This window comes from Streptomyces sp. WELS2 (genome assembly GCF_013870595.1).
Taxonomy (GTDB): domain Bacteria; phylum Actinomycetota; class Actinomycetes; order Streptomycetales; family Streptomycetaceae; genus Streptomyces.
Genome location: NZ_JACBWZ010000116.1, coordinates 1 through 12,458, shown reverse-complemented (window position 1 = coordinate 12,458; position 12,458 = coordinate 1). Strand labels below are relative to the sequence as shown.

General features: G+C 70.7%; 13 protein-coding genes and 2 pseudogenes. 11 read left to right on the top strand and 4 right to left on the bottom strand.

All coding sequences use genetic code 11. From position 1 onward, the window contains the following. The first annotated feature begins 195 nt into the window (after nucleotides 1-195). The 11 genes and pseudogenes from H5J33_RS10375 to H5J33_RS10325 all read left to right on the top strand — a co-directional run bounded on the left by H5J33_RS10375 (nucleotide 196) and on the right by H5J33_RS10325 (nucleotide 8,522). A complete protein-coding gene (locus H5J33_RS10375; RefSeq protein WP_181794600.1) occupies nucleotides 196-531 on the top strand; it encodes a hypothetical protein in 336 nt (111 codons plus the stop codon). Nucleotides 532-623: 92 nt separating this feature from the next. Continuing rightward, the gene (locus H5J33_RS10370) at nucleotides 624-1,277 is read left to right on the top strand and encodes a hypothetical protein (protein WP_258564992.1); all 654 of its coding nucleotides are present in this window, start codon (nucleotides 624-626) and stop codon (nucleotides 1,275-1,277) included. Nucleotides 1,278-1,626: 349 nt separating this feature from the next. Beyond that, nucleotides 1,627-1,830, top strand: a complete 204-nt coding sequence (locus tag H5J33_RS10365; protein ID WP_181794599.1) for a hypothetical protein — start codon at nucleotides 1,627-1,629, stop codon at nucleotides 1,828-1,830. Then, a pseudogene (gene mobF, locus H5J33_RS37355) lies at nucleotides 1,831-3,498 on the top strand (MobF family relaxase). Nucleotides 3,499-3,882: 384 nt separating this feature from the next. Next, nucleotides 3,883-4,017 (top strand): hypothetical protein, encoded by a 135-nt coding sequence (locus H5J33_RS37350; RefSeq protein WP_258564991.1) that lies wholly within the window; start codon nucleotides 3,883-3,885, stop codon nucleotides 4,015-4,017. Nucleotides 4,018-4,161: 144 nt separating this feature from the next. Next, on the top strand, nucleotides 4,162-4,824 hold the full coding sequence (locus H5J33_RS10350) for a DUF6354 family protein (protein ID WP_220212176.1): 663 nt from the start codon (nucleotides 4,162-4,164) through the stop codon (nucleotides 4,822-4,824). A 259-nt stretch (nucleotides 4,825-5,083) separates the two neighbouring features. Next, on the top strand, nucleotides 5,084-5,389 hold the full coding sequence (locus tag H5J33_RS10345) for a hypothetical protein (RefSeq protein WP_181794596.1): 306 nt from the start codon (nucleotides 5,084-5,086) through the stop codon (nucleotides 5,387-5,389). Nucleotides 5,390-5,495: 106 nt separating this feature from the next. Continuing rightward, nucleotides 5,496-5,663: a hypothetical protein gene (locus H5J33_RS10340; RefSeq protein WP_181794595.1), complete on the top strand. Its 168-nt coding sequence runs from the start codon at nucleotides 5,496-5,498 to the stop codon at nucleotides 5,661-5,663. Further along, complete coding sequence (locus tag H5J33_RS10335) at nucleotides 5,660-6,469, top strand: hypothetical protein (protein ID WP_181794594.1); 810 nt, start codon at nucleotides 5,660-5,662, stop codon at nucleotides 6,467-6,469. The genes H5J33_RS10340 and H5J33_RS10335 overlap by 4 nt, the downstream gene beginning before the upstream one ends. Further along, nucleotides 6,466-7,404 (top strand): DUF6895 family protein, encoded by a 939-nt coding sequence (locus H5J33_RS10330; protein WP_181794593.1) that lies wholly within the window; start codon nucleotides 6,466-6,468, stop codon nucleotides 7,402-7,404. The genes H5J33_RS10335 and H5J33_RS10330 overlap by 4 nt, the downstream gene beginning before the upstream one ends. Continuing rightward, nucleotides 7,401-8,522, top strand: coding sequence for a serine hydrolase (locus H5J33_RS10325; RefSeq protein WP_181794592.1), 1,122 nt, complete (start codon nucleotides 7,401-7,403; stop codon nucleotides 8,520-8,522). Before H5J33_RS10330 ends, H5J33_RS10325 begins: the two co-directional genes overlap by 4 nt. A 156-nt stretch (nucleotides 8,523-8,678) precedes the next feature. Here the strand turns inward: H5J33_RS10325 and H5J33_RS10320 are convergent, their stop codons facing one another. The 4 genes and pseudogenes from H5J33_RS10320 to H5J33_RS10305 all read right to left on the bottom strand — a co-directional run bounded on the left by H5J33_RS10320 (nucleotide 8,679) and on the right by H5J33_RS10305 (nucleotide 12,420). Continuing rightward, a complete protein-coding gene (locus H5J33_RS10320) occupies nucleotides 8,679-9,407 on the bottom strand; it encodes a YncE family protein (RefSeq protein WP_181794591.1) in 729 nt (242 codons plus the stop codon). 551 nt (nucleotides 9,408-9,958) lie between these two features. Then, a pseudogene (locus H5J33_RS10315) lies at nucleotides 9,959-10,723 on the bottom strand (transposase family protein). A gap of 722 nt (nucleotides 10,724-11,445) precedes the next feature. Further along, nucleotides 11,446-11,652 carry a tautomerase family protein gene (locus H5J33_RS10310; RefSeq protein WP_181794590.1) on the bottom strand — a complete coding sequence of 69 codons (207 nt, stop codon included), beginning with the start codon at nucleotides 11,650-11,652 and terminating at the stop codon, nucleotides 11,446-11,448. Between the two features lie 54 nt (nucleotides 11,653-11,706). Further along, entirely contained in the window at nucleotides 11,707-12,420 is a 714-nt protein-coding gene (locus H5J33_RS10305) for an SDR family oxidoreductase (protein WP_309485372.1), read from the bottom strand. Between the last annotated feature and the right edge of the window lie 38 nt (nucleotides 12,421-12,458).

The following is a 12,458-nucleotide window of genomic DNA, read 5'->3' as shown; positions in this document are numbered from 1 at the left end:
AATGCGCCGGGCAACCGGACGGAAGCTCTCTGCAGGACTTGTTTCTGACGCCGAACCCTGAGGCTTCGGAAGCGGACAGAGAAGGGGCGTCCAGGGCTGCGTCCGCGTGCGCGAGGAAGGATTCACCCGCTCGGACACGGACACCCTCACAAAGCGCTCCGCCTGTCCGGCGCCCGCGTTCTGGAAGGCTTGCCCATGCGCGAGGACGTGGACGAGGACCTGGCCATGACCTCGTATGCCACCGCACAGCGGTCCGGTGACCAGGCCTTCCAGTGCGACGCGACCGCCGTGTTCACCGCGCCGGACGGCACCCGCGCCTACGCCCTGCTCGATGGCGTCGGCGACACCCCGGCCGACCGCTCCCGGACCCGTACCGCAGCTCTCCGCCTGGCCCGCGCCGCCGCCGAGAGCGCGCGTGAGCACGTGCTAGTTGGCCCATGTGCGCGGTGGTGGCCAGCAAACCCGAGCGGGCCCCTCGGCTGGTGGGCCCGCGTTAGCCGCCGAAGGAACCTGACTACCCTGATCGAATGATTGACGAGGGGGACTTCCGGGTGGGTGACGTGCTGTCGGTTGCTTGCCCCTTCACGGTTACCCGGGTCGTGCAGGGTGTCACGTAGGGTCACGTGTCGGTGCGATGGCCGTGGTGGGATATCGACACCGAGAACGAGTTCGCGCGCTGGAACGGGGTCGTCGCCCTCGGCGTGAACAGCGGCGGGGGCTTCTCGCCTGAGGCGGAGGCCGAGCTCTTTCGAACGGACCCACCGCCCGAACAGCTGAAGGCGGGAGACGTCTGCCGGGTCGGAGTGCCGCCCACCGTCGTGCACGTGACGGATGTCGAACACCACGACCCCCCGCTGGAGACGGCCTGGCTGCCACATCCCACCCGGACCGTGACCGTGCTCCCCCGAGGTCTGTCCTATCGCGAGTTCCCGGACGAGAGCCATCTTGATGGCTCGGGTTACACCATCCACCCTGGCGATGGCATTCCCTTCACCTTCGACCTGTTGATGCGCCCATACGCGTCCCTCCAGGTGGGCGACGAAGTCGCCGATGCCGTCGGCCGGGCATGGCGGTTCGGCGGGCCCTGGGACTGGACCGCCTTCGACGGGGAGCCGGCTGACGCGGGCCCTGCGTGGCCACTCGTCCTGCTCACCCGAGCAGGAACGCCGTGCTCCGTCGAGGACGCCGAGGCGGTGGCTGCGAGTACGGCGACAGGTTCGCACCAGGAGACGATCCGAGACTGGATGGCACTCACCGAGGCCTCGCCCACACCCTGACCCATCCGGACGCCTGCCGCATCTCTGCCGTGGCTGAGCGAGGACCCGGCCCCACGGGCCAACTATCGTGCACGGTCACTGGGCAGCACGACGAAGCCTCCGATGCCGGAGGCGGTGCTTCCTTGGGGGTACTCGTTCCTTGGCGCGTGGTGATGCTCGGTGGTGCGTGTTGGTGTCGTCCGGGTCGTGGTGTGCGTGCTGCCGGAGAGCGATGACATTCTCTTCCGGGCCGTGGCTGCTTCCCGCCTGGCGGGCGCCTGAGAAGAAGGTTCGGTCGCTGATCGCGCCTGGCGAAACCCGCCGCTGATCGGTCTTTCCTTGCAGGTCAGAGCCGTGTGGCGTGGTCTGCATGACGGTGGATATCAGGGTGATCCGGGCCGGGCCCATGCACCGCTACTACCTGCGCGAGACCGTTGTCGGTGACGGCCGCCGCCCGGCGCGCACGCCGCTGCGCGTCACCCAGGAGCAAGCCGGTGTACCGGTCGGGCGTTGGATGGGCCGGGGGCTTGCCGTGCTCGGGTTGACGGCGGGGGAGGAGGTCACCGAGGCGTAGTTGCGGAATCTGTTCGACGAGCGGGGCCGGCACCCGGACGCGGAGCGGATCGAGGCTGAGCGGCTCGCCAAGGGCGAATCGGCGAAGAAGGCGTTCAAGGCCGGCGCCCTCGGACGCCGGGTGACGGTGACGGGTGTCGACTTCGTGTTCCGGCCGCAGCCGACGATCTACCTCCTGTGGGCGCTGGGTGGTGAGGAGACGCGGCGGGTGATCGGGGCCGCGCACGAGTACGCGATCGAGCGGGTGCTGGAGTGGACCGAGGACGAGGTCGCGGTGATCCGGTACGGCAAGGACGGCACCTACCGGGTGCGGCCGCCCGGCGGTCTGGTCGCCGCCCGCTTCCGCCACTACGAGGCGCGCTCCGGGACGGCCCTTGCTCCATGACCATCCGCCGCTGCCGGTGAAAGGGGCAGCGTCTGAACGGGAAACCGGGCCCGGTCCACACCACGGCCCTGGTACGAGAACAGGGTCGCGGCCTCCGCGCTCTGCAGCGAACTGGTGGCCGCCGAGGTATGCGAGGCGCTGGGGCTGGCGGCCGAGTCGCGCACCGTCACCCCGGGGCGCCGGCCCATGATGGAGATCGTCGGAGTGCCGCACGAGCTGATCCGCTGGACTGCCCGGCGCAGCGACCAGATCACCGCCTGCCTGGCCGAGCCGGGGCACAAGGACGTCACCCCCGTCGACGTCGCCGACGAGCCGCGGTTCCTGCCCGTGGTCTCCGAGCGGGCCCGCGCCAAGCTCAACGCGATGGCTGCCCGTAAGACCCGCCCGCCGAAGCAGTCGGCCCGGCCGCTCGCGCAGCTGCGCGCGTGGTGGAAGGCGAGCGCGATCCTCACCTCCGGGGTTGCCGCCGACATCATCACCTCCCACCTCGAGCACGCCCGCGCCGCGGCCGTGGCGATCGGGGCCCGGGTCGCTGCCGTGGTCGACATAGCGCTGGCGGTCGTCGGCGTCGCCGCGACGGTGTTCGTGATGAACGACGGCGGCCGTTTCCACGGCCGGCAGTTGTTTGCCGAAGGCCGCCGTCACCTCGCCCTGGTCCTGCGGGGCCGCCGCCGCACCCCCGGCCTGGCGACCGGATCGTGGCCACCGCCATCTCCACCCGCTGCCTGGACATCAGTGAGCCGAAGACCGCACGCGGCCTGGAGGCTGGCTACTGCCTCTACAACGCCCGGTGGTCCCTGTCCGACCTCCGCCCGGCCGCCACCGCCCACCCACGCTGGCGCCCGGCCCGGCCCGGCAACGACCGGCCGATCCCGGCGAGCCGGCCGCGCACCGGCCGGGCCAGGATGCGAGGGAGTGGGAGATCCCCCGCATCCCGCTCCAGTACCAGCGCGCCGTCCTCGCCGGCGCGGTGGTGCGCGAGAAGCTGCGCACCACCACCGCCACCGCCACCGCTGTGCGGGGCCGGGCGTACGACGTCGCCCGGCACCAGCAGGCGGCGATGTCCGAGCAACTGCTCGTGTCTTCGACCGCCGACCCCGAACACGACGACCAGGAGAAGCAGCCCGGCCGCCGCGAGGTGCTGGACCTGACGGCGCTGCGGGACTTGCGGGAGTCACGCACCGACCAGGCCCGCACCACGATGGGCCGCCGCTCCTGCACTGCCGCGCCGGAGCGTTCACCGCCGCGCGTTCCGCGCTTACGCCCTCATCCCCGGTCGGATGACGCCGGCCGCCGCGCGGCTGCGCTGGAACGGGTACGACTCGCTGCCGACCGCCCTCGGCCCCGGTCGGATCCTCGGCGCGGTGCACGGGCATGTGCCCGGCCTGACCGGCACCCTCGCCCACACCCTGTTGGCGACACCGGTGGTACCGGCGATGTCCCGGGCGTTCCGATGGCCGCGTGGACGGAGCTGTCCGCCGCGGCCCCGACGCTGCGGGGGCAGGTCATCCGGCGCCGGATGCGGCAGCGGTCGGGCCTCGCGGCCAACGCCTTACCGACTGCCGCAGGATGGGCCATAGCCCCTATCGACCACGGCGGTATGGGGCTTCACCGCATCGCTCTGCATCACTCCACACCCACAACCCGGCCTCGTGCACCGTCGCGGCCATGGCCGGACTCCTCTTCGGAGGCACCATGCGGAAGGTCACCACCGACCACAGCAGCACCCGCTACGACTCCCAGTTCCAGGCCCGGCTGGCCACCGCCCCCGACCCCCGCGAGCGTGTTCCCATCCCACCGTGAGCACGGTCACGCGACGAACGGCCTCCTCACCCTGCCCCGCACTACCGCCTCGCTACGCTCTCCCTATCCGGAAACAGTGACCCACCGCGGACACGACTACATGCGTGCGCCGCTAGCCGGCGGACGCAATTTCGCCAGAATGGCCTGAGAACACAGGGTAGGATCCCAGCGGCCACGGGCCGCACCGTCGCCGAGGGGCAGCTGTACCGCGACCTCGACCGGTACATGATCGGCCGGGACCGCCGACTGCGCGTGGGGCCCATAGGGCCCGACGGCCGCGCCGCGTGCGTGGTCAAGCACGACCTGCACCAGGGCGGCGCCCTGGTCGCACGCACCACCCCCATTCACGTCGTCAACCTGGCCAATGCCCGAAAGCTCGAGCTGCTGGAGGACACCGACGCGGTGGCGGCGGACCCGCGCTACATCCGGCTGCTCACCGCGCGCGACGGACCGGACCGGTACCCGCCCGGCCGCCTTCCACAACACCCCCGAGACAGGTGCTGCATGAGCATGCCTCACCTCGCGGGCTCCGGGCCCGCCGCGGAGGCTGGCCGCCTGCGCGCAGCGCTGGAAGAGCTGCGCACCCTGGTCCTGGATCCCTCCTTCACCCACCCATCCTTCGCCGACCCCACCCCGGCTCACCAGTCAGCTTCACTCACCCGACGAGATTCGACCGCGCAAGGTCGTGGGCGCGCTGATCACATAATGACGTTCCCGATCCGCTCCCGATTTTCAAGACCCCCGGCAGCGTCAGGCATTCACGGTCCCGGTGACCTTTCGGTGAACCTTCGTCCCTGTCCGGCATGAGTCCGACAGCCCGGTGGCGAGTTGTAAGGGGCGCGTACGCGGGCGTGAACCCGGCGGTTCCTGCGCGATGTTCGCCACGCCCGCACTCTTCACGCCCTGGTGCAGCGTGTACCGATCAATGAGGCGGTGCTGGTTCACTGCGGCTACCGGGTTCCGGCTTGGTTCGGCTTGTACCGGGCTTGTCCCCGTGTGGCGCCTTCTCGGGCGCCGGCGACTGCCCTTGGGAGGATCCATGGCGTCTTTTCGTCGAATAGGTTTGATGGTGGCTGCCGGTGCGACTGCCGTGGTCGCCGCCGCGTCCCCGTCCCTGGCCGGGACGACAGCGACAGCGACAGGCTCGTTCTACTACCAGGATCTGCTCGGTGGCGCCGGGCAGCTCAACAACCCGACGCTGGGCGTCTGCTACAAGCTGCCGACGGCGGAGTTGTCCGGCTACAACGACACGAACGTCAACGCGACGGTCTACCTCGACGGCAGTTGCACCGCGGGCGGGGTCGCGACGTCTCCCCACAGCCAAGTGAACGGAATCCTGTTCGAGTCGGTCCTCTTCACCGCCGTGCACTGACCCAGCCGGACGGTACACCCCGCAGACCGTCCGGGACGCCTTTCCGTCACCCGCACCGCTCTGCACCAGCCTGCCGGAATCACAACCAACGAAAAGGATGACGAACATGCTGAACACGACACGGGACGATGTCGTCTCGGTGGACGCGGAATTGCTGGAGACGCTCGTGGCGGGCGCGGAGGCGCCGGTGAGCGGGGCCCCGCTCCCCACGCCGCCGGTAGCTCACATCATCGTCATCGGCATCCAGGAGCCGAAGGAGCCGAAGGACCGGTGACGGACCGGCGGGGTGCTGAGTACCAGGCAGCGGCCCAGTTGCTGGCACAGCGTGTCCTCGGCGCCCTGCGCGGCGCCGAGGACACGGCCGTGGTGGCGGCCCACCTCCAGGCGGCGCGCAGCGCGCCGACCGCGGACAGCGGCACCGGCCGGATGACCGCCGCGGCGGGTGCCGTGCGGATGCTCGGGGCCGATGCCCTCTCCCCCCACCTGCTGACCGGTCAGCGCCTCGGTCCTCAGGAGGCCGAGGCTGTACGTGTCTGCCTGAAGGCACTGGAACCGGCGCGCCATTCGCCGCCGGCACCGCCCGCCGGGGCAGAGCAGCCGTGGATCAGGGCATGGATCGACTGGGCGCTGCTCGCGGCAGTGGCCCGTCTGGATCCTGCCGGCGCCCCGGACATCCCGCCACTGCCCGGGCCCCCACCGTGCTGCGACGATGACGCACCCCGCCGACGCCCGGCCGGCCCCGCGGCCGGTAACCGGGGGGAGGGGTGGGTGCCGTGGTCGCTGCGGATGGGACAGCTCGCCTCGCTCGCGCTCCCCGGCCTGGACGGACCCGTCCACCAGGCCGCCCGCCGTCACGCTCTGGCCCTGACGCGTGGCGCCACCCGCGCTTTCCTGCGCCGCGACTTCACCACCGCCGCGCGCATCACCCGCTGGCTGGCCTGGCTGACCGCCGACGACAGCACACCGGAAGTGGATCTGGACCTGCTGACCTCGGACACCGCCTTGCGCGGCGGCGACAACAGCCGCTGCGCCCTGGACACCGCGATCACCCGCCGCCTGCTCGGCCTGGAGCCCACGTGAGCACATCCCTGGCGCCCCTCGCCCACACGGTCCGCTCCCGTGCCCTGTCGTGGCTGCACACCCACCGGGAACTGAGCGTGCCCGACGCCGGCGACCTCGCCCCCGACCTCGATGCCGTCAAAACCCTGGCGGAGATGGCGCTGGCGGCCGGCCTGGCCCTGACAGAAGGCACCGCCGGCAGCCGTGAACGCCGCCTGGCCCGCGAACTGCTGGACTTCTGCTGGCTTCGGCTGGGGCAGGGAGCGCTGCTGTACGAGCGGCTGCTGCACCACCCCATGACCACCGACGCCGTGGAGTGCTACGCCCCCTTCGCCCAGGCCGGCTACCGCCACGCGGGCCTGGAGGATCTCACCTCCCACCTCGCTGTGGCCGGCATCGCGCACATCGTCGAGTACGTCCCGTGCAGACGGCTCGCCGTCGCCAACGCCCTGCGCATCACCGGACACGACAGCGGCACGAGAGTCCCCGACTGGGAACGTCTCGTCCAGGCCACCTGGCTCGCGGCCACCCCGCAGCCCTGGCACATCGACTGGGAGACCGCCTACGCCTTGACCCACACCGTCTTCCACATCACCGACTGGGGACGCCGCCCTGAGGCCCTGCCCCGCCCCCTGACCGCCTATCTCACCCGATGGCTGCCGGTATGGACCGACATCTGGACAGAGACCCGCCACTGGGATCTGGTGGCCGAACTGCTGGCCGTCGGCGCCTGCCTGCCCGAGCCGCACATCGACCTCGACGACTGGCAGCGCATGGAACGGACCCAGCACCCCGACGGCCTGTTCCCCGTCGACGGCCGCCCCCTGGAAGAAGACCCCGCCACCCGGTTCCGCGACCATTACCACAGCACCACGGTGAGCGCCATCGCCGCCACCATCGCCCTCTCCCGCGACCTGACCCTCCCCTCCGCCGCCGTGCCGGATCCCAGCGCATGACCGCATCCGACCACGCCGCCTCCACCGACGACGACACCCGCCGCCTCGAACCCGCACTCACCGAACAGGCGACGCGCACCCTGCTGACCGCGACGCCCGCAGCCAGCACGGTCGCCGTGGCATTGCACCGCAGAGGCCGTCACGCGATCGTGGTACGCGGCCGCACCGCACACCACGACGGCCGGCCGGCCACCGCCTCCACCCGCTTCGAGATCGGCTCCCTCACCAAAACGTTCACCGCTCTCCTGCTCGCCGAACACGCGGCCCGCGGCATCCTCCACCTCCACGACCCCCTCGTTCGACATCTGCCCACCGGCACCACACTGCCCCCGCAAGGCACCGCCATCACACTGACCCACCTGGCCACCCACACCTCCGGTCTGCCGGACAACGCCCCCGGCCTGCCCCACCTCGTGCCCCTGCTCCTCCACCCCCTGACACAGACCCCCGCCGTCCCCCTGCTGACCGCCCCTTACGCCCGTTTCACCGAAGACGCAGCCCTGCGCGTCCTGTCCCGCGCCCGCCTGCGTGCGCGCCCCGGAACCCGCTACCACTACTCCAACTACGCCGTCGCACTCCTCGGCCACGCCCTGGCCGAAGCAGCTCGCACCCCTTACCCCGCGCTGGCCGGCACACGGCTGCTGCGCCCTCTGCACCTGCGCGACGCCTACTGCGGCGTCCCCCCTGCCCCCCACGGACAGGCCACCGGTCACTGGCGCCGCCGCGCCCAACCCCCCACACACATGCCAGGCCTGGCGGCGTCCGGCTCGATAAGGGCCAGCATCCGCGACATGCTCACCTACCTCGAAGCCCTCCTCGACCCAGCCTCAGCCGAACACGCGCCCGCCTCCCTGCGCACCGCGCTGCACGACGTCCAGCAGCCCCGGCTCCGCAGACCCCGCAGCACCACCCGACTCGCACTCATCTGGAACGTCCGGCCCCGCCCCGACGGCAGCCACGTCTACTACCACACCGGCGGAACCTTCGGTTTCTCCTCCTTCGCCGGCTTCAACCCCCACCACGGCACAGCCGTCGCAGCCCTCGCCAACAGCAGCGCCGCACGCGACAACCACCTCGTCCAAGAGGCGTACAACACCCTGCTCAGTCTCCACCAATAAGACGTCACCAGACGGCCGAGCGCGCCATGAGGTACCAATGGCTCCCAGACGCCCGCTGCTGCGCAGCCCGCCGGCATCGCGTACAGAGAGGAGGAAAATGCACCCGTCCGGGCAGGGCGCCTTGCGCAGAGCGTTCCGCACAGACCGAGGTTCTGGTCAGCAGGGAGTGATGGCAATGCCTTCGGGACGGTGGCCGGTGGGCAGGGTGATCACGGCGTTGGTAGCGGTGTTGATGATGGAGATGGTGCCCGAGCCCGAGTTGGAGACGAAGACGGTGTCCCCGCGGGGGGTGGCGGAGATGCCGCTGGGCGCGTTTCCGACGGGGATCGCCGCGATGACGGTGTTTTCAGGGCTGATGACGCTGACGGTGTTGTCCCCGCTGTTGGTGACGTAGGCACGGCCGTCGGGGACGGTGGTGATGCTGTGGGGAAGGCGGCCGACCGGGACGGTAGCGATGACCCGGTGGTCTGCGAGACCGATGACGCTGACCATGTCCGAGCCGTAATCGGCGGTCAGCACTCGAGAGCCGTCACGAGTGGGTTCCGCGTCGAAGGGCATCTTGCCCACGGGCACGGTCGCTTCCACCTGGCGGGTGTCCGACGAGATGAACGAAACCGAGTTGGAGCCGCTGTTGACTGCGTAGACGGTGTTCCCGTCGGGGGCGGCGCCAACGCCGGTGGGGTGGAGACCCACTGCGGTCGCGCCCAGTGGTCCGGGCGGGCGTACGGTGTAGGCGGAGACGGTGTGGGAGCCGTCGTTGGCGACAAAGGCCAGCACCCGCTGCGGGTAATGGCCGGCGGGCAGCGTGCCGTCCTGTGCGACCGCTGCGACGGCCCGGCGGTCACGAACGACACGACCGCCATCGCCCAGACCGTGCTCCGCCAAGCCCGGCGGAAAGGCAGATGCACTCCTGCGGTACGGCGGCCGATGAGGGTTTGGGACGAAAGACTTCTCCTCTTCTGACAGAGAGGACGAAAAGCCGGGAACGTCCACAGTTCACCATCGTTTTTGCCCGGTCGATCGTATGCGCACCCGCGAGGGTGAGTGAAGCTCGGGCACGCGGCTGGGGCCTGCGACCAGCCGGAGGGCCCGGATCCCGGGCCTCGGGCACGCGAGACGCTGGAACCGGCTCGGGGCTGATATGGCGGTGTGAATATGGTGCTGATGCGGTCGTGGCGCAGCATCCGCACGGCCCGGATCAGCTGCCGTAACGGGCGTTCATCAGGTCGTTCCACTTCTGCGTCTGGCCGGGTCGTTGGCACAGGCGGTGCAGTGGGGCAGGTAGTCGGTCTGGGTGGGGTACGGCACGTTCGAGCGGACGACGACGGTCGGGCGCAGCGTGAGGGGCCGGCCGCACAGCGGGCAGGGTCTGCGTAGATCAGTTGCTTCAACACGCGGCGGACTGTGCACACATCGGTGGCGCTTACTGAGCCCTTTCAGCGCTGCCGCTCCAGGGTGAGGACGGCTGCGGCGATTGACGTCAGGCGGTTCGAGCTGCAGCGGGCCCAGTGGAAGTTCCGCCAGGACTTCAGCCGTGCGATACCCGACTCGACCGGTGCTCGGGCCGTGGACAGTGCTCGGTTCATCGTGCGCTGGGTCGGTGTAAGTTCCCCGCGAGGCGGGCATCGGACCGGTGTGGTCACCCAGGAGCCGTCGCCGATGTAGGCGCGGTCGGCGAGGACCGGGACGCCCTGGCGTTCGCAGAGCAGGATGATCCGGTGGGCGCGGGCTGGGGTGAGGTCGTGGGCGCGGCCGGACAGCGCAGGCGAGGCCCACAGCAGTCTGCCCGCGGCATCGGTCACGATCTGCACGTTCACGCCCTGACGGCGGTGTTTGTGGGGTAGTCGGCCCGGCCGTCGCCGTCCCGGTTGCACTCGGCGAGCGTGCCGTCCAAGAGGACGTATTCGGGATTGGCCTCGCGCAGCACCCGGTGCCCTTTTGGACAGGTGATGGAGCACGGCGGTGACATAGGCGTGAGCGGTGTCGACCGAGATCCCGAAACCGGCCGAGTTCTGCGTCAGGGTGTCATGCCGACGCAGGTACACCAGGCCGACCAGAGCACGCTGGTGCGGCGGGAGCTTGCGGCGGCGGTCACCCTCACGGGTGACGATGAGCAGGGTGACCCACTCGACCGGAGCGTGAGGCAAGTCGGGGCAGGATAGACAACCAACGAGGCCCCCGCGCCGGTGGGTTTGAGACAAGAACACCTCCTCCAACGGCACGGGAGCCTCGTGCGTCGCGGGACGCGGACCCGTCACCCGATCAGTGGCCGCACTGAAAGAGCTCACTGTCTCGGGCTGGCCCGGCGGCCCGCCTGGTGGGCGTTCCGGTAAAGATCCGGTGATCCCCTCCCGCCGGACGGGAGGGACCCCGGATCACGCTTTTTCACTGGTCAAGGGCGGGGTTCCATGACCCGTTGATCAGCAAAGGTGAGGTCCGCCAGGGGAACGGGTGGCGCTACCTGCTCCGTGGCGTGGTGGCCGGCGACGGCCACCGCACGGCGGGGGCGCCGCTGCTTGCCGCCCAGCGCCGGGCGTCTGGAAGGGCCGGGGCCTGGCCGCGGTCGGCCTGACGGCCAGGGACGTGGTGAGCGAGCGGCAGGCCGAACTGTTCCTGGGGGAGAGCCGGCACCCGGATGCCGACCGGATCGAGCGCGAGCTCCTGACGGCCGGGGGAACGCCCGGCCGGGGCCCGGCGGGCGACAAAGGTGGGCAGGCCCGTCGAGCACAACGCCTCTTCGGAAGCGCGTGGATGGCCTCGCCAGCATCAGCCCCCGCTGCAGCGGCAAGGGCTTCGCACGCCGTGACCCGGATGCCGGTCTTGCCCCTGACCTGGTGCAGTTCGGTTTCACCGCGAGCGAGCCGGACCGGCTGTGTCGAGGGGCATCCGGCCGGTCGGCTGCCGGTCGATGCCGCCGCCTTGTTCAGATGCGGCCGAGGATTTCGGCGGTGAGGATGGTTCCGCCGAGACTCCAGCCGCCGTCCGCGACTTCCTCGAGGATCACGAGTGTGTTCGGGCGGGCCCGTTCTCCGTAGACCTCGGCGAAGGCGTCGATGACGGCGTCCTGGAGCTTCTTCTTGGACGCGTCCGTGAGCGTGCCGGCGGGAACCTTGAGGTTGGCGTAGGGCATGAGGTGTTCCTTTCGAATGGTGAATGGGTGGGAGGGATGGGGCGGGCTGTGTCGTCAGACCATGCCGCCGTTCGCCCGCAGGACCTGGCCGTTGACCCAGTGCCCCTGCGCACTGGTGAGGAAGGCGACCACGTGGGCGATGTCGGCCGGTGTGCCCAGGCGCTCCAGCGGCGGAGCCTTCGCCAGCGCCTCGATCTGCTCGGCCGTCTTGCCGTCCAGGAACATGTCGGTCGCCGTGGGCCCGGGGGCGACGGTGTTGACGGAGATGTCCCGGCCCCGCAGCTCACGCGCGAGGATCAGGGTGATCGCCTCGACGCCGCCCTTGCCGGCGGCGTAGGCACCGTAGCCGGGGAACTGGGTGGCTACCACGGAGGTCGAGAAGGTGACGAAGGAGCCGCCCGCGCGCAGCCGGCGGGCGGCCTGCCGCGCGACGACGAAGGTGCCGCGGAGATTGGTGCGCAGCACGGCGTCGAGCACGTCCAGATCGAGGTCGGCGATCGGGGACAGGGCCAGCTGTCCGGCGCAGTGGACCACGACGTCCACACCGCCGAACTCGTCCTGCACCCGGTCGAACACGGCGGTGACGGCGTGTTCGTCGGCGACGTCGCCTCGGAGCGCGATCGCCCGGCCGCCGGCGGCGGTGATCGCCTCTACCGTTTCCCGGGCGGAGGCGGAATCGCTCGCATAGCTCACGGCCACGATCAGGCCCTCCTGGGCCAGGCGCGCGGCGACGGCGCGTCCGATGCCGCGTGAGCCGCCGGTCACGATGGCGACCCGGGGCGGTGCCGCCTCGGCAGTGGTGTGGT

What these genes read in the sequence shown, in the direction of transcription:
- H5J33_RS10375 (WP_181794600.1), top strand. Translation starts at nt 196, where the DNA reads ATGCGCGAGGACGTGGACGAGGACCTGGCCATGACCTCGTATGCCACC.
- H5J33_RS10365 (WP_181794599.1), top strand. Translation starts at nt 1,627, where the DNA reads ATGACGGTGGATATCAGGGTGATCCGGGCCGGGCCCATGCACCGCTAC.
- H5J33_RS37350 (WP_258564991.1), top strand. Translation starts at nt 3,883, where the DNA reads ATGGCCGGACTCCTCTTCGGAGGCACCATGCGGAAGGTCACCACCGAC.
- H5J33_RS10345 (WP_181794596.1), top strand. Translation starts at nt 5,084, where the DNA reads ATGGTGGCTGCCGGTGCGACTGCCGTGGTCGCCGCCGCGTCCCCGTCC.
- H5J33_RS10340 (WP_181794595.1), top strand. Translation starts at nt 5,496, where the DNA reads ATGCTGAACACGACACGGGACGATGTCGTCTCGGTGGACGCGGAATTG.
- H5J33_RS10325 (WP_181794592.1), top strand. Translation starts at nt 7,401, where the DNA reads ATGACCGCATCCGACCACGCCGCCTCCACCGACGACGACACCCGCCGC.
- H5J33_RS10310 (WP_181794590.1), bottom strand. Translation starts at nt 11,652, where the DNA reads ATGCCCTACGCCAACCTCAAGGTTCCCGCCGGCACGCTCACGGACGCG.